We start from the raw sequence: 15,930 nt of genomic DNA, 5'->3' as shown, positions 1-15,930 counted from the left end.
CGCCATGTCCACGCCTCCCCTGCTCGCCCCCGCCCTCGCCTGGTCCGGCCACCTGCGCCGCCGACTGGACGCCCACCCCGATCTGGCCGCCTGGCTCGAACAGGCCGTGCTCCAGCCGGTCACGCCCGCCCGCATCGCCGGATGGCAGTCCGAGCTGGCCGGTCCGGACGCGCCCGCCGTCCTGCCGGTGGACGCCTGCCGCATGGTGCTGCGCAGATTGCGCGAACGCGTCTTCAATGTGCTCATCGTGCGCGACCTGGCGGGCCAGGCGCCGCTGGAGGAAGTGGTGGGCGCCATGACCGCGCTGGCCGATACCGCGGTGGCAGCCGCCTACCGCAGCGTGGCCGCCGACCTGGCCGCGGTTCACGGCGTGCCGCGCGACCCCGCCACCGGCAAGCCGCAGGAAATGCTGATCGTCGGCATGGGCAAGCTCGGCGGATGCGAGCTGAACGTGTCCTCAGACATCGACCTGATCATGCTGTACGGCGAGGAAGGCGAGACCGACGGCCCGCGCCGCATCAGCCATCACGAGTTCTACGGCCGCCTGACGCGGCGGATGATGCCCGTGCTGTCGGAGGTGGACGCCAACGGGCAGGTCTTCCGGACGGACCTGCGCCTGCGCCCCGACGGCGACTCCGGCCCCCTGGCCTGGAGCCTGGACGCGCTGGAACACTACCTGATCGGCCAGGGCCGCGAATGGGAACGCTACGCCTGGCTCAAGGCGCGGCTGATGCCGGCCCAGGCGTTCGAAGGCAGCGACAGCGCCGCCCAGGCGCGCCAGCTGGAGAGCCTGCGCGTACCCTTCGTCTACCGCAAGTATTTCGATTTCGATGCGCTGGCCGCGCTGCGCGCCTTGCGCGAGCGCATCCGCCAGGACTGGCAGCGGCGTGCCCATGCGCGCAGCGGCATCGACAGCGCGAACAACATCAAGCTGGGCGATGGCGGCATCCGCGAGATCGAATTCGTGGTGCAGGTGGCGCAGTTGATCCGCGGCGGCCGCATGCCGGCGCTGCAGAAGCGCGGCCTGCTCGAAGCGCTGCACGCGGAACGCGTGGCGGGCCTGATGCCCGAGGAAGACGCGCGCCGCCTGGAGGAAGCCTATCGCTACCTGCGCCGCACCGAGCACGCGCTGCAATACCGCGAGGACGCCCAGACCCACCTGCTGCCCGGCGACCCGGTGCAGCGCGCCGCCCTGGCCGCGGCGATGGGCATGAGCCCCGCGGACTTCGAAAGCACGCTGGCCGCGCACCGCGAGTTCGTCTCGCAGACCTTCCGCAACGTGTTCCGCATCATGGGCATGGGCGAAACCGAGGAACAGCCGCCGGCGCCGGGGACGGCCGAAACCGCCGCCTGCCTGGACGACATCGATGACAACTGCGAGCTGGCCGAACAGATCCGGCAGGCGTTCGGCGAATCGGCGCAGGACCTGCTGCGCCGCACTGAAACGCTGCTCAACAGCCATCGCATTCGCAGCCTGCCCGAAAGCAGCCGCAAGCGGATGGACGCCCTGCTGCCCGCCGCCCTGCGCGCCGCCATCCAGACGCCGGCGCCGCTGGACGCCACCGTGCGCCTGTTCGACCTGATCGAAAAAATCGCGCAGCGCAGCGCCTACCTGGCCCTGCTGGCCGAGTATCCGGACACGCTGGCCCGCGTGGCCCGCATGGTCGCGGCCAGCCCCTGGGCAGCCCAGTACCTGACGCAACATCCCCTGCTGCTGGACAGCCTGATCGACTGGCGCACGCTGTTCGAACCGCTGGACTTCACCCAGATCGCGCGCCAGCTGGCCGCCGACCTCGACGCCTGCCGGCTGCCCGACGGCGACCCCGACATCGAGCGGCAGATGAACCTGATGCGCGACGTGCAGCGCCAGGCCAGCTTCCAGTTGCTGGCGCAGGATCTGGAGGGCGAGCTCACCGTGGAAAAGCTGGCGGACCAGTTGTCCGCGCTGGCGGACCTGCTGCTGAACGAAACCATCCGCCGCGCCTGGCCGCTGGTGAACCGCAAGGAGGGCGCCCCGCCCCGCTTCGCCGTCATCGCCTACGGCAAGCTGGGCGGCAAGGAACTCGGCTACGCCTCGGACCTGGACCTGGTGTTCCTGTTCGACGATCCGCGCGAGGACGCCGCCGAGGTCTATGCCAAGCTGGGCCGGCGCATGACGTCGTGGCTATCCACCATGACCTCCTCGGGCCGCCTGTACGAAGTGGACCTGCGCCTGCGGCCGGACGGCGACGCCGGCCTGTTGGCGGTATCCGTGGAAGCGTTCGAGCAATACCAGCACAAGCATGCCTGGGCCTGGGAGCACCAGGCGCTGACCCGGGCGCGCCATGCGGCCGGCGACGCGGGCATCGGCGAACGCTTCGAACGGATCCGCGAGGACATCCTGGTGCTGCCGCGCGACGCGGCGGCGCTGCGCGAGGAAGTGCTGGCGATGCGGGAGAAAATCAACGCGGGCCACCCCAACAACAGCCCCATGTTCGATCTGAAGCATGACCGGGGCGGCATGGTCGACGTGGAGTTCGTTACCCAGTACCTGGTGCTTAGCCATGCGGGCACGCATCCGCAGCTGGTGCGCAACCTGGGCAACATCGCGCTGCTGCGCCTGGCGGGCGAGGCGGGCCTGATCGCGCCGGAACTCGCCTCCCGCGCCGGCGACGCCTACCGCACGCTGCGTCGCGTCCAGCACCAATTGCGCCTGCAGGGCGTGGAAAAGGCGCGCGTGCCGCCCGAGCAATTGCAGCAGGAACGCGCCGCCGTGGACGAACTCTGGGCAGCGGTGCTGGGGTGACCCGTCCCCGGGCGGGGCGCCGCCCCGCCGCGCTTGCGGCAACTCGTCGTAAAATAAGGAGTTTTCCGCTATTTTCCGTTCGCAAGCTATGTCCGATCTCGTGCGCCCCCAACTCGACCTGCCCGCCGGCCGCAGCAAGGTGCTGCTGCATTCGTGCTGCGCGCCCTGTTCCGGCGAAGTCATGGAAGCCATGACGGCCTCGGGCATCGACTACGCGATTTACTTCTACAACCCGAACATCCATCCGGTCAAAGAGTACGAAATCCGCAAGCAGGAGAACATCCGCTTCGCCGAACAGCACGGCATCGAGTTCATCGACGCCGACTACGACATGGACAACTGGTTCGATCGCGTCAAGGGCCTGGAAGACTCGCCCGAACGCGGCGAGCGCTGCACGGTCTGCTTCGACATGCGGTTCGAACGCACGGCCCTCTACGCGCACGAACATGGCTTCGACACCATCACGAGCTCCCTGGGCATCTCGCGCTGGAAGGACATGAACCAGATCAACGGCTGCGGCGAGCGCGCCGCGGCGCGCTACGACGACCTGGTCTACTGGACCTACAACTGGCGCAAGGGCGGCGGTTCGGCGCGCATGATCGAAATCAGCAAGCGCGAGAACTTCTACCAGCAGGAATACTGCGGTTGCGTGTATTCGCTGCGCGATACCAACCGCCACCGCCGTTCGCAGGGCCGCGAGCGCATCCACATCGGCGTGAAGTTCTACGGCAAGGAAGACCTGATCAACGACGAAACGCTCTGATCCGCGCAGGGCTACCGGCTGCGCCAGCCGCGCTGCGCGGGCGCTAGCGTTCCTGGCGCCGGTATTCGGAGGGCGACACGCCGAAGCGCTTGCGGAACGCGTGGCTGAAGCGCGCCGCGTCCGAAAAGCCGAAGCGGTAGGCGATGTCGCCGATCGGCCGGGCCGCCTGGGCCGCATCGCACAGCGTGTCCCGGCAACGTTCCAGCCGCGCGCTGAGGATGAAATCGGCGGGCGTGGTGGAGGCCAGCGCGAAGAGGTTGTACAGGTAGCGCCGCGACACCCGGAAGGCCGCGGCCGCGCTGGCGGGCGACAAGGCCGGGTCATGCAGGTTTTCGAGGAGGTGCTGCTGCACCCGGCGCAATTGCGCCAGCCGCAGTTCGGCCTGGTCCTGCTCGGCCAGCGCGCCGGCCTGTTCGCTGATGTCCAGCCCCATCATCTGCAATACCGCGTTGGCGGCATCGCGCGACGCGCTCTCCGATAAGTGCGCATGTTCGTTCAGCGCCACCCGCAGCAAGTCCATGGCCATGCGGCCGCAGCCCTGACGGGCGCTGAAGCGGCGCGCCACGGCGTTCTGCATGAACGGTTGCCAGGCGTCGACGTGCTTGCCCGGCACTTGCATCACCAGGAAATGCGCGCCCTCGTCCACATCGACCTCGTACGGACGGGTCGTGTCGTAGATGCCCCATTCGCCGGGCATCAGCAGCGCGCCGCGCCTGGCCTGGCGGATTTCGCTGCGGCCCGACAACTGCAGCGTCACCTTGTAGCCCGCCGCCACGGACTGGTCGGCCTGCAGCTTGCTGCGGCGCACGCGTTGCGCGCTGCTGCGCAGCTCGCTGACCTGCATCCAGCCCAGGGAGTCCACCGCCACGCTATTGCGGAAACGCGCGGGAAACACGGCGGACACTTCCAGGGGGACGAAGGTATCGCTGACACTTTCCTGCCAGCTGGCGCAATCCAGGAAATGCCTGGGCGCGCTGCGCAAAAGGGTTTGGGACATGACGACTCCGGAATGCTGCCTCTTTCTAGCATCGGCCGACGGGAGGGAGTATCGGTAACAACCCCTAAGTTGCCGGCCCGCTAGGGTTTTCGGTCGCTGCCGTAGGAATATTCGGCCAGGGGGAAGCCCCGCTGCGCCAGGGCCTTCGCCAACGCGTGGCGCACCGGCACGACATCCTCGTAGCGGCGCCGCCTCGCCTCGGCGACCTCTTCCTCGCCGTAGGGGCGGAAATCCGCGGGCAGTTGCGCGGGGCTGAATTCCTCCAGCACCCAGTTCAGCACGGCTGCGAGCTCCGCGTCGTTCAGCTGGGACTGCGCCGCGCCGGGCACGCGGATCAGGTATTCGCGGCCCGCCGGCATGTGCACGAACGCGCCGACCGAGTCGCGGAAATCCGGGATGCCGTGGCGGCTGCTGCCGCGTCCGTCCACGCGATGGCAGCCCGCGCACTGCAGGACGTAGTCGGCGCGCACGCCCTGCCGCAATCGCTGCGCCTCCGCCGGGTCCGCCCCGGCCTGGGCCGCGGCGGTTTGGACCGCCCCGCCTTCGCCCGCGGCGGCGCGCGCCGCGCAGAGCAGGATGGCGGCGACGCAATGCCGCCCCCATCCCCGCCCCGGCCGCCCCATGCCCGGCTTCATGGCTTCGGCTTGGCCAGGCCCACGATCACCGAGGTCGTGCAATGGAAGATGGAGGATTCGTTGGACATGCACCAGTTCACGTCGTTGTGCAGGAACATCTGGTAGCCCGGGCGCTCGCGCTCGGCGGCCGCGCACATGCACTTGCCGCAGGCCGCCTTGCCGCAACAATCGTTGTAGCTGATGAGGTAGTCCTTGCCGTCCAGCGGATTGTGGCAGGTCCCCACCCACGACACCGCCGACGGCGAGGTGCCCGGGGGGCAGGACGTCATACTGCCTCCGCAGCAGGAACACAGGAAGCCGTCCACCGCGCAATAGCGCCAGTAGTCGCAGGCGGTATCGTCCATCTGCGGCTTCTTGGCGTCGGCCGGCGCCGAGCGGGCCACGGGCAGCACCGGCATCAGGAAAGCGGTTCCGACCAGCGCCTTGCCGATGCGGTTGAGCACGCTGCGCCGGGAAGTGGCGTGCGCGACGGAGCGCGTGGCGCGCTCTCCAAGTTTATCCAGCCAGTGCATTGCCGCTCTCCTTGCGGGAAATCCGGGTTTCTTCCAGCGTGCCGGCGGCCAGGAATTCCTGCACCGACGCCACGCCCAGTTCCTTGGCCGTGAACAGGCTTTCGAGCTGTTCGCGGGAATTGATCAGGCCCTTCGCGCGCAAGGTCCCGTTTTCGTCGATCAGCACCGCGTAGGGAAGCTTGCTGATCTGGAACTTCATGCCCAGCTCGGCCGACAGCAGGTAGGGGAAGCGTTCGAGTCCGGCCTGCTTGTAGAACGCCAGGTGCTCCGGCATTTCGCCGTCGCTGGCCAGGACGATGCGCAGCCAGGCGCTCTCGGTGCTGGCCACCGACTTCAGGATGGGCAGCAACTTCTTGCAGACCGGGCAGGTCGGCGAAAGAAAGAACAGCAGCTGGCTGTGTTGCCCGCGTTCGCCCACCGCGATGCGGCGGCCCAGCAGATCGGCGAGCTCGAAGCGCGGCGCGGGCTCGCCCACGCCCGGGCCTTTGTCCATCGTCAGCGCGCCCATCGGCGCCACGCGTTCATACAGCACGCCGATCTGCCGGGACAGCGCCAGGATGACCAGCACCAGGCAGAGCACCACGCCCCACAGCAGGAAGTTGGAAATGATCAAGGCATCCATGTGAAACTCCTTCAAAGATTCCGCAGCTTGAGATGCGAGGCCAAGAGGTGATTGGCGGTGAAGTACAGGCCCACGGCCGACATCGCCAGGCCGAAGACGGCGGCGGCGTCCACCCATTGCAGGCCGCGCGAGCCGTCCGCGACGGCCAGGAGCGCGGGCGCCGCCCACAGCGCCAGGACCGCATTGCGCAGCACCAGCCACCACGACAGCCCCGCGCCCTGCCCGCGGCGGCCGGCGCCGCCGCAGCCGCAATCGATGTCGCGATGGCCGCGCAGCAGGTTGAAGGCCAGCGCCGCCGTGGCCGCCGCCAGCAGCAGCAGGGCCAGCGCCGCGCCCTCCGGCTGGCTCGACGGCGCCAGCAGCAGGACGCCGGCCGCCGTTTCGGCCAGGGCGTAGGTCCACGCGAAAGCGCGGCTCCAGCCCTCGGGCAGCAGCCGATAGGCCGACACGGCCGCGGCGAACCCGGCCATGTCCCTGAGCTTCTCCAGCGCGCCCAGGAGCAGCACGCAGGCCAGCGCCGCGCTCGCGGCGTAGAGCAGGACGGGATCGTTCATCGCGCGCCTCGCGGTTGCGGTTCGACCTGCAGCGCGGTCTCGCCCGCGCCCTCGATCGTGCCCATGAGGACGGGCGCGGCCGGCGCGGCGTCGTAGATGTTCACGTTGCCGCCGTCCAGGGTATAGAGGCGCGGCTGGTCGTCCTGCGACACCGACATCGACAGCGCGTTCCTGCCCGGCACGCGCGCCACCCGCTTGTGCGTTGCCAGGTCGTAGACCCAGATCTCGGCCGCGGGCGTCTTGTGCGTGCCTTCGGCGCCGTCCGGATGCATGCCGACGTAGAGTCGTTTCGTCGCCTGGTTCACGGCCAGCAGGTTGTAGCCGCCGGGCCGCCAGCCCTGGTCCTTGCCCGAAGCGTCCAGCAGGGACCAGCGCTGGCCAAAGGCGGCCTGCGGCCCGCTGAAGTCCGCGCTGTACACGTTGCCGTTGTAGGAAACGAAATAGAAGGTGTTGCCGAGGTTCTCGGTATGGGTGAAGACCGGATCCTTTTCCGGATCGAACATGGGCTGGCTGCGCTGCTGCCCCGAGGGCTTGCCGGCCGCGTCCAGGTCGACCGTCAGCAGCGCGCCGTCGCCGCAGATGCTGGCGAAGCTGCGCGGACGCGAAGGCAGGACGATGATGCTCCAGCACCCCGCGGCGGCCGTGACTTCGTCCGTGAACTGCCGCGCCTTCAGGTCCACCACCGTGACCGAGGACGCCGGCGTCGCGTTCTGCACGAACAACAAGCCGCCGTCGGTGCTCTGCTGCAGGTAGTTGCGGTAGTTCAGCGCCTGCGCGCGCTTCTTTGGAATCGGCACCTCGTACTTGGGCGTCAGCGTCTCGGCGTCCCAGGCTTCGATCAGGTCGGTCCGCTTGCCGCGGTTGAGCCGCTCGTAGTAGGTCGTCATCACGTAGATGTCCTTGCCGTCCGCCGATACCGTCATGTGGCCGTTGAACGACGCGGGCACGAGGCCCAGGAACTTCATGGTGTCGCCGTCGTAGATGTTGACGCGGCTGTCCACCAGGTGATTGAAGACGGCGTCCATCACGTACAGCCGGTGGGGCGTGGCCGGCGGCAGGCGGGTGCCGCCCTTGAGCTCCTCCACGGGCAGGTCCGCCCGGGCGAGGCCGGCCGTGGCCGCCAGGGCGGCGCACAGCGCCCATTGCCCGGCCCGCGATGCGCATGATCTGGCACGAAGCGCACTCATCGATATTCTCCTGGTCTCATGATCCGAATTCCTAGAACGCGTAGACGTAGCGCAGCTGCACGCCACGCATGCGCGGCCCGTTCTCGACCTTCAGGTCGTGGATGTACTGCATCTGAATCTGGTTGGCGTCGTTGATCTGGTGCGTGAGTTCGACCGCCAGTTGGTGGTTGCGCGCGCTCGTGGCCACGGTTTCGCCCGAGGACGTTTCCCGGCCGCCGGTCTCGTAGCGGTAGCGCACGCCCGTGTAGGTGTCGGGCGTCAGGTTGGTCGAGGCCAGGGCGAAGAAGCGGAACGACGGATCCTTCTTCAGCGTCTGCCCGTACCAATCGGTATTGCGGCCGTAGATCTCCACTTCGGCGATGGCTTCGAGGTAGGTGGATTCGCCTATCCCCTTCACGAAGGAAAAGTCCTGGATGGTGGACCAGCGGTTCTTGCCGGGCGACACATCCGGACGCGACCCGTCGTAGCGCCCCACGGGCGCCACGATGAACGGCTCCCAGGCGAACCAGGTCTTGGTCTGCTCGTTGTTGTAGAGCCAGATCGCCGACCCCAGGGTCACGTCGCCGATGCCCGTCTGGTGGTCGCCCGGCGCGCCGGGCAGGTCCAGCGAGGTCCGGTACATCGGCACGATGAATTCGAGCTGCACCGTCTTGCCGTAGAAATCGCGGTAGTGCATCTGGCGGTACACCAGCGCGTTCACGTCCACCGAGGCGCCGTCGACCCGCCGGCCCTCGGAGTACAGCCCCGACGAGCGTAGCCCCGCCATATACCCCGCGATCAGATTGGTGCCGACCGGCGCGGGTATCCAGTCGCGCGCGCTGGGGTCTCCCGCCCATGCCGCCTGGGTCGCGCCGGCGCATGCCAACAGCAGCGCCGCGCGTCTCCGGTTCCGGCAAACCGTCTTCCCTGCCATGCTCTTCCCCTTGGTGTCGGGACGACGCGGCCGCCGGTATCTCCCGGCTTGGGTCCGCGCCGCCGCGGTTCTAGTACGCGATGCAAACGGACTTCTTCTCCAGATACAGGTCCAGGACGGCGCGGCCGTGCTCGCGGCCGATGCCGGATTGCTTGAACCCGCCGAAAGGCATGTTGGGATCGAGCATGTTGTGCGTGTTCACCCAGACCGTTCCGGCATCGATGCGCGGGATCAGGCGCTGGACCCGGGCCAGATCGTTGCTCCACAGGCTGGCTCCCAGGCCGAAGGCGCTGTCGTTGGCCAGCCGCACGGCGTCGTCCAGGGTGTCGAAGGGCTGGGCCACGACGACGGGCCCGAAGATTTCCTCGCGCGCGATCCGCGCGTCCGGCCGCAGATCGGCGAATACCGTGGGCTGCACGAAATAGCCCGGCCCCTCGCCCGCGCCGCCGCCGGCCAGGACGCGCCCGCCCTCGGCCTGCCCGATGCCGATGTAGTCCATGACGCGCTGCCGGTGGCGGGCGGAGACCAGCGGACCGATCTGCGTGGCCGGGTCGAAGCCCGAGCCCAGCTTCATGCCGGCGGCCAGGTCGGCCAGGCCCTGCACGACCTTGGGATACAGCGTCTTCTGCACGTACAGGCGCGAGCCCGCCGTGCACACCTGCCCCTGGTTGAAGAAGATCGCGGCCGCCGCCCCCTGCACGGCGCGATCGAGGTCGCAGTCGTCCAGGATGATCACGGGAGACTTGCCGCCCAGTTCCAGCGACACCCGCTTCATGTCGTCCATGGCCGCGCGGCCGATCAGCTTGCCCACCTCGGTCGAGCCGGTGAACGCGATCTTGTCGACGCCAGGATGCGCCACCAGCGCCGCGCCCGCCGTCTCGCCGCGGCCCGTCACGACGTTGACCACGCCGGGCGGAAAGCCCGCCTCCAGCACCAGCTCGGCCAGGCGCAGCGCGGTCAGCGGCGTTTCCTCGGCAGGCTTGAGCACCACGGTGCAGCCGGCCGCCAGGGCCGGCGCGATCTTCCAGATCGCCATCAGCAGCGGGAAATTCCAGGGAATGATCGCCCCCACCACGCCCACCGCCTGCGGCAGGGTCTGGGCGCTGTAGCGCACGCCGGGCGGAAACGGAATGGACAGCGACAAGGTGTCGCCGGTGATCTTGGTGGCCCAACCCGCCATGTAGCGCAGCCATTGCGCGCCGGAGCCCACTTCCAGGCCCTGCGCCACGCCCAGCAGCTTGCCGTTGTTCAGCGTTTCCAGCCGGGCCAGTTCATTGCCGTGCTGCTCGACCAGGTCCGCCAGCTTCAACAAGAGGCGTTCACGCCCGGCGGGCAGCATGTCGCGCCAGGGGCCGGAATCGAAGGCCCGCCGGGCGGCCTGCACGGCCAGGTCGATCTGGGCGGGGCCCGCGTCGGGCTGGTGCGCGATGATCTCGCCGGTGGCGGGATCGTGCACGGCGATGGGCTCGCCCTCTCCCTCGCGCACCGGCTTGCCGTCGATGAGCATGGATTCGCGGATGGCGCCCAGTTCCGGGCGGTCGGCCCCGGCATGGCCGGCGGGGGAAGCGCTTGCAGCAGGCATTCGGAACTCCAACGTAAGGGTCGGAGCCAGAATAGCAACGGCATCCGCCGCTGGCTTGTCGGACCGTGCATGGCGATTTGTCATTCTGCGCATGGGTGTGAGCCCCCACGCTGCGCATGCTGCGCATGCTTGCTGCCCCCCGCGGGGGCTGGCCCGCCTTGGGGCGGCCCGGCGGCGGGCCGGCCCCCACGCTGCGCATGCTTGCTGCCCCCCGCGGGGCTGGCCCGCCTTGGGGCGGCCCAAGGCAGGCCGGCGGCGAAAAGGCTCCTCACGGCCGCGCCAGGCAAAAAAAACCCGGCGCGACGCGGGCTGCGCGTTCGTGCCGGGCCGTGCGCAGCCCGTTTCCGGGGCGCGCCGCGCCTCGCGCCGCTCAGTCCAGCATCAGCACCGTGGCGCCGGTGGTCTTGCGCGAAGCCAGCGCGGTCTGCGCCTCGCCGGCCTGCGCCAGGGGATAGCGCTGGTCGATGCGGACCTTGATCTTCTTCTTCAGGACCAGGTCGAACAGTTCTTCGGACGCGGCCTGCAGCTTTTCCAGCGTGTTCACGTGCACGCCCAACGACGGGCGCGTCACGTACAGGCTGCCCTTCTGGTTCAGCGTCGCCAGGTTGACGCCGGCCACCGGGCCCGAGGCATTGCCGAAGCTCACCATCAGGCCGCGCGGCTCGATGCAGTCCAGCGAGGTTTCCCAGGTGTCCTTGCCCACGCCGTCGTACACCACCGGCACCTTCTTGCCGCCGGTCAGTTCGAGCACGCGCTCGGCCACGTTCTCACGGGAGTAGTCGATGGTTTCCCAGGCGCCGTTGGCGCGGGCCAGCTCGGCCTTCTCGGGGCTGGAGACCGTGCCGATCAGCTTCACGCCCAGCGCCTTGGCCCATTGGCAGGCGATCAGGCCCACCCCGCCGGCGGCGGCGTGGAACAGAATGGTCTCACCGCCCTGCAGGCGATAGGTCTGGCGGAACAGGTATTGCACCGTCAGGCCCTTGAGCATCAGCGCGGCGGCCTCGTCGAAGCCGATGCCCTTGGGCACCTTGACGACCTGTGCGGCCGGCACGTTGCGCGCCTGGGCATAGGCGCCGATCGGGCTCTGGCCGTAGGCGACGCGGTCGCCCTTCTTCAGGTGCTTGACGTCGGCGCCCACGGCGGTCACGACGCCCGCGCCCTCGAAACCCAGGCCATGCGGCAGCGGATGGGGATACAAGCCCGTGCGGAAATAGATATCGATGAAATTCAGGCCGGCGGCGTGCTGCTGGATCGTGACTTCATTGGCGGCGGGCGGAGGCACTTCCACCTCGACCAGCTTCAGGACTTCGGGACCACCGTGCTGCTCGATACGAATTGCCTTGACGAGATTGCTGGCCATGCTGGCCTCCTTTTTTCTATGGAAATAATGCGAACTGAACGGGACTAGCGGATTCAACGAGGCGGCCGCGTCTCGCCCTGCCTGGCGGGCGCCGGCCTCGCGGCCCCGCCCCCCATCAGCGCGAACACGCCGGCCAGCACCAAAGCGGTCCCCGCCATCTGCCACACCGTGATGGGCTCGTGCAGGAACCATGAAGCAAGAAACAGCACCGACACCGGCCCTATCATGCCCAGCAGCGAGGCGGTGGGCGCGCCGATCAGCGCCACCGCCCACATCAGCATGAATACCGGCACCACCGTGTTCAGCGTGGCGTGGATCACGGAATATCCGTAGACCCCCGCGGGCTGGATGAGCATGGACGGCGGATGCACGACGAAAAACTGAATGATGCAGGCCACGCAGGACACCAGCATGGCATACGCCACCAGGCGCGTCGCGCCGATCCGCTTGATCAGCTCCCCTGAACAGATCAGGTACACAGAATAGCTTGCGGCGGACCCGAAAACGAATAAAGACCCTAACAGCACCTCGCCTCCGCCGAAGGACAGGTCGTGGGCGAACACCAGCACCACGCCGGCGTAGGACAGCACCATGGCCATCCATTGGCGGCGCTCGACCGGGCGCTTGAACCAGAAGGCCGACAGCAGCACCACGAGCGAGGGCGACAGGAAGAGAATGAGCCGTTCCAGGCTGGCGGTGACGTAGCGCAGCCCCAGGAAGTCCAGGAAGCTCGACAGGTAGTAGCCCAGCAGCCCCAGCACGCAGACCTGCAGGCGCTCCTTGAGCGTCAGTGTGACGATTTCGCCGCGCGCGGCGCGGCGGGACTGGTGCCAGGCCACGGCCGCGAAGAACGGCATGGCGAACAGCATGCGAAAGGCGATGAGCGTGACCGCGTCGATGCCATAGCGGTACGTGAACTTGACCACGATGGCCTTGGCCGAAAACAGGATCGCGCCCAAGGTCGCCATGAGGAAACCGGCCGCGCGGCTGGACGGACGGAATTGCGGCAAAAACCCGGCGTAGCGATTCATGCGATGATTTTATGTTCAGTGCAAAAATAAATGCACGCTTCGCCCTACGCCTTTCTCGCATGACCCGACATCGCGCCCTGACCTACATCCACATCGCCGCCGTACTTTTCGGACTGACCGGCGTATTCGGCGAACTGATCCAGGCCAGCGCCGCCGTGATCACCCTGGGACGCGCCGTCTTCGCGGTAATCTCGCTGGGGCTGTTCGCCCGCATGCGCCGCAAGCCCCTGCTGGGCGCCCTGACGCCCGCCCAGCTCTTCGTGCTGGTCATCGCGGGCGCCCTGCTGGCGGGGCACTGGGTTACGTTCTTCATTTCGGTCAAGGTCGGCGGCATCGCCATCGCGACCCTGGGCTTCGCCAGCTTCCCCGCGTTCATCACCCTGTTCGAGGGCCTGATCTTCCGCGAGCGCATCCGCCTGGCGGAATGGCTGCTGCTGGGGCTGGTGACGGCCGGCCTGGTGCTCGTCACTCCCTCTTTCGACCTGGCCGACCAGGGCACCATCGGCCTGGCCTGGGGCCTGCTGTCGGGCCTGACCTTCGCGCTGCTGGCGCTGAGCAACCGGCGTTCGGCCTCGGGCATGGACCCGATGCAGGTGGCGTGCTGGCAGAACCTGATCGTCGCCCTCCTGCTGCTGCCCTTCGCCGCCGGCCAGCTGCCCGCCCTGCCGGCGCTGGACCTCTTCTGGCTGGCGCTGCTGGGCATTTTCTGCACGGGCCTGTCCCATTACCTGTTCGTCTCCAGCCTGACCCGCCTCAACGCCCGCAGCGCCGGGCTGGTCATCGCGCTGGAGCCGGTCTACGCCATCGCCTTCGCCTGGGCCCTGTTCAGCCAGGAGCCCACGCCGCGCATGATGGCGGGCGCCGCCCTGATCGTGGCGGCCATCGTCTGGTCGGGCCTGCGCAAGCAGCCGCCGGCCGAACCGGCGACGAAGATACAGCCTTGACAATAACTGACTAGGCAGTAAAATTCGGCGCATGAATGCCGCGCCTCCCCCCTCTACGCCCGATACGCCCGTCCATTACCGCAACGATGCCCGCTGCATGATGGAGGACAACGCCGGTTTCCTGATCAAGCAGGTCTACAACTCCCTGAACCGGATGCTGGACCAGGAAATGGCGCCGCTGGACCTCACCGCAATGCAATGGCGCCCCATCGCCATGGTCTTCCTGGGCCGCGCCGATACGCCGGCCGAACTGGCGCGGCTCAACGGCATGGACACGGGCGCCATGACCCGCGCGCTGGACCGGCTGGAGGCCAAGGGCCTGCTGCGCCGCAGCCGCAGCCAGGAAGACCGCCGCGTGGTCAAGATCGAGCTCACCGAACTGGGCGAGGCCAAGGCCCGCGAAATCCCGGCGAACATCGCCCGCTCGCTCAATCACCATCTGCGCGGGTTCTCGACCGACGAAGTCTCCCAACTCATGCACTTGCTGCGCCGCATGCTCGCCAACGGCTCCGCCTGACGCTCGCTACGCCACCGCCCCGCCCCCATTGAATGGGGTTTTATTTGGCATAATAATTGCCTAGGCAAATACAGATTAATCAATTACTTTCAGCAAACAGTCAGGATGAAACGCCTTCTTTCTACCGTATTGGTGCTGGCCCTGAGCGGTTGCGCCCTGATGGAACCCGGGCCCGACCCCGTGGCGGCGCTGGACGCGGCCAAGCTGGGGCTGACCGGCCAGGACGCCGCCTGGCCCACCACGCAATGGTGGCAACGCTATGGCGATCCGCAGCTCGACACGCTGCTGGATGAAGCGCTGGCGAACAATCCGTCGATGAGCGCGGCCCAGGCCCGCCTGGCCAGGGCCAACGCCGCGGTCAGTTCCGCCCGGGCCCCGCTGCTGCCGCGCGTGGACGCCAACTATTCATTGACCCGCGAGCACCTCTCCAAGGACTACATCTACCCCGCCCCGCTGGGCGGTTCCGTCGTCAGCGACAACCGGCTGGCCCTGGACTTCAGCTACGAGCTGGATTTCTGGGGCAAGAACCGTTCGCGCCTGAAGTCGGCGGTATCGGAGCAGCAGGCCGCGGCGGCCGACGCGCAGGCGGCGCGCAACCTGCTGGCCAGCGCCACGGTGCGCGCCTATCTGAACCTGCAGAATGCCTTCGCCCAGCGCGAGGTGCTCAAGCGCGTGCTGGACCAGCGCGCCGAAGTGCTGTCGCTGACCCAGGGCCGCTATCAGGCCGGGCTGGATACGCAGGTGGAGGTCAAGCAGGCGGAATCGTCGCTGGCCGCCGGCAAGGTGGAACTGACCCAGGCCGAAACCACGATCGCGCAATTGCGCAACCAGGTCGCGGCGCTGGCCGGCGCCGGGCCGCAGCGCGGCCAGTCGCTGGCGCCGGTGGCCCTGACCGCGCCCGCCGGCGGCCTGCCCGCCAGCGTGCCGCTGGACCTGCTGGGCCACCGCCCCGACGTGGCCGCCGCCAAATGGCGCGCCGAAGCCGCCCGCCATGCCATCGACAGCGCCAAGGCCGAGTTCTACCCCAACGTGAATCTGGTGGCCTTCGCCGGCTTCCAGGCGATGGGCACCGGCAACCTGCTGGGCGCCGACGCCCGCATGGCGGGCTTCGGTCCGGCCATCACGCTGCCGATCTTCCATGGCGGCGAACTGAACGCCAACCTGGCGGGCCGCCGCGCCGACGCGGACCTCGCGGTCTCGGACTACAACCAGACCGTGCTGGACGCGGTGCGCCAGGTGGCCGACGCCCTCGACGGCCTGCGCCTGCTGGACCGGGAAAAGGCCGAGCAACGCCAGGCCCGCGAAGCGATCGACGCGGCCTACGACCTGGCCGTCAAGCGCTACAAGGCCGGCATGGGCAACTACATCTCCGTGCTGATCGCGCAGACCGGCGTGCTCACCCAGGCCCGCCTGGATACCGACCTGCGCATCCGCGCCTACCAACTCGACGCCAGCCTGGCGAACGCGCTGGGCGGCGGCTACGTCCCCGCCACCGGCTCCGAGCCCGCCGCGAACCCCATCCATTGAA

At 68.4% G+C, this 15,930-nt stretch carries 15 protein-coding genes; 5 read left to right on the top strand and 10 right to left on the bottom strand.

What is annotated here, in order from left to right:
* The first annotated feature begins 4 nt into the window (after positions 1–4).
* Both glnE and ADE01S_RS12180 read left to right on the top strand, forming a co-directional pair.
* On the top strand, positions 5–2,785 hold the full coding sequence (gene glnE / locus ADE01S_RS12185; RefSeq protein ID WP_062681963.1) for a bifunctional [glutamate--ammonia ligase]-adenylyl-L-tyrosine phosphorylase/[glutamate--ammonia-ligase] adenylyltransferase: 2,781 nt from the start codon (positions 5–7) through the stop codon (positions 2,783–2,785).
* A gap of 88 nt (positions 2,786–2,873) precedes the next feature.
* On the top strand, positions 2,874–3,548 hold the full coding sequence (locus ADE01S_RS12180; RefSeq protein ID WP_062681962.1) for an epoxyqueuosine reductase QueH: 675 nt from the start codon (positions 2,874–2,876) through the stop codon (positions 3,546–3,548).
* A gap of 43 nt (positions 3,549–3,591) precedes the next feature.
* Here ADE01S_RS12180 and ADE01S_RS12175 read toward each other — a convergent pair whose 3' ends face one another.
* The 10 genes from ADE01S_RS12175 to ADE01S_RS12130 all read right to left on the bottom strand — a co-directional run bounded on the left by ADE01S_RS12175 (position 3,592) and on the right by ADE01S_RS12130 (position 12,941).
* Positions 3,592–4,545 carry an AraC-like ligand-binding domain-containing protein gene (locus ADE01S_RS12175; RefSeq protein WP_062681961.1) on the bottom strand — a complete coding sequence of 318 codons (954 nt, stop codon included), beginning with the start codon at positions 4,543–4,545 and terminating at the stop codon, positions 3,592–3,594.
* Between the two features lie 80 nt (positions 4,546–4,625).
* Positions 4,626–5,180: a c-type cytochrome gene (locus ADE01S_RS12170; protein ID WP_062681960.1), complete on the bottom strand. Its 555-nt coding sequence runs from the start codon at positions 5,178–5,180 to the stop codon at positions 4,626–4,628.
* Positions 5,177–5,692: a methylamine dehydrogenase light chain gene (locus ADE01S_RS12165; protein WP_062681959.1), complete on the bottom strand. Its 516-nt coding sequence runs from the start codon at positions 5,690–5,692 to the stop codon at positions 5,177–5,179. The genes ADE01S_RS12170 and ADE01S_RS12165 overlap by 4 nt, the downstream gene beginning before the upstream one ends.
* The gene (gene mauD, locus ADE01S_RS12160; RefSeq protein ID WP_062681958.1) at positions 5,676–6,314 is read right to left on the bottom strand and encodes a methylamine dehydrogenase accessory protein MauD; all 639 of its coding nucleotides are present in this window, start codon (positions 6,312–6,314) and stop codon (positions 5,676–5,678) included. The genes ADE01S_RS12165 and mauD overlap by 17 nt, the downstream gene beginning before the upstream one ends.
* 11 nt (positions 6,315–6,325) lie before the next feature.
* Positions 6,326–6,868 carry a MauE/DoxX family redox-associated membrane protein gene (locus ADE01S_RS12155; RefSeq protein WP_062681957.1) on the bottom strand — a complete coding sequence of 181 codons (543 nt, stop codon included), beginning with the start codon at positions 6,866–6,868 and terminating at the stop codon, positions 6,326–6,328.
* Positions 6,865–8,055 carry an amine dehydrogenase large subunit gene (locus tag ADE01S_RS12150; protein WP_062681956.1) on the bottom strand — a complete coding sequence of 397 codons (1,191 nt, stop codon included), beginning with the start codon at positions 8,053–8,055 and terminating at the stop codon, positions 6,865–6,867. The genes ADE01S_RS12155 and ADE01S_RS12150 overlap by 4 nt, the downstream gene beginning before the upstream one ends.
* 31 nt (positions 8,056–8,086) lie before the next feature.
* Positions 8,087–8,968, bottom strand: coding sequence for a transporter (locus ADE01S_RS12145; protein ID WP_062681955.1), 882 nt, complete (start codon positions 8,966–8,968; stop codon positions 8,087–8,089).
* Positions 8,969–9,038: 70 nt separating this feature from the next.
* Entirely contained in the window at positions 9,039–10,550 is a 1,512-nt protein-coding gene (gene styD, locus ADE01S_RS12140; protein WP_062681954.1) for a phenylacetaldehyde dehydrogenase StyD, read from the bottom strand.
* Between the two features lie 370 nt (positions 10,551–10,920).
* Positions 10,921–11,910, bottom strand: a complete 990-nt coding sequence (locus ADE01S_RS12135) for a quinone oxidoreductase family protein (protein WP_062681953.1) — start codon at positions 11,908–11,910, stop codon at positions 10,921–10,923.
* A gap of 53 nt (positions 11,911–11,963) precedes the next feature.
* Positions 11,964–12,941 (bottom strand): DMT family transporter, encoded by a 978-nt coding sequence (locus ADE01S_RS12130; protein WP_062681952.1) that lies wholly within the window; start codon positions 12,939–12,941, stop codon positions 11,964–11,966.
* A 59-nt stretch (positions 12,942–13,000) separates the two neighbouring features.
* On the opposite strand from ADE01S_RS12130, the gene ADE01S_RS12125 reads away from it, so the two are divergent.
* The 3 genes from ADE01S_RS12125 (at position 13,001) to ADE01S_RS12115 (ending at position 15,929) form a co-directional block, all read left to right on the top strand.
* The gene (locus tag ADE01S_RS12125; RefSeq protein ID WP_062681951.1) at positions 13,001–13,885 is read left to right on the top strand and encodes a DMT family transporter; all 885 of its coding nucleotides are present in this window, start codon (positions 13,001–13,003) and stop codon (positions 13,883–13,885) included.
* A gap of 31 nt (positions 13,886–13,916) precedes the next feature.
* On the top strand, positions 13,917–14,402 hold the full coding sequence (locus tag ADE01S_RS12120) for a MarR family winged helix-turn-helix transcriptional regulator (RefSeq protein ID WP_062681950.1): 486 nt from the start codon (positions 13,917–13,919) through the stop codon (positions 14,400–14,402).
* 105 nt (positions 14,403–14,507) lie between these two features.
* The gene (locus ADE01S_RS12115) at positions 14,508–15,929 is read left to right on the top strand and encodes an efflux transporter outer membrane subunit (RefSeq protein ID WP_062681949.1); all 1,422 of its coding nucleotides are present in this window, start codon (positions 14,508–14,510) and stop codon (positions 15,927–15,929) included.
* The last annotated feature ends 1 nt before the right edge of the window (position 15,930 follow it).

It is taken from the genome of Achromobacter denitrificans NBRC 15125 (genome assembly GCF_001571365.1).
GTDB classification, from domain to species: domain Bacteria; phylum Pseudomonadota; class Gammaproteobacteria; order Burkholderiales; family Burkholderiaceae_B; genus Achromobacter; species Achromobacter denitrificans.
The sequence above is the reverse complement of the archived record's forward strand: the minus strand, read 5'-3'. Positions and strand labels throughout refer to the sequence as shown.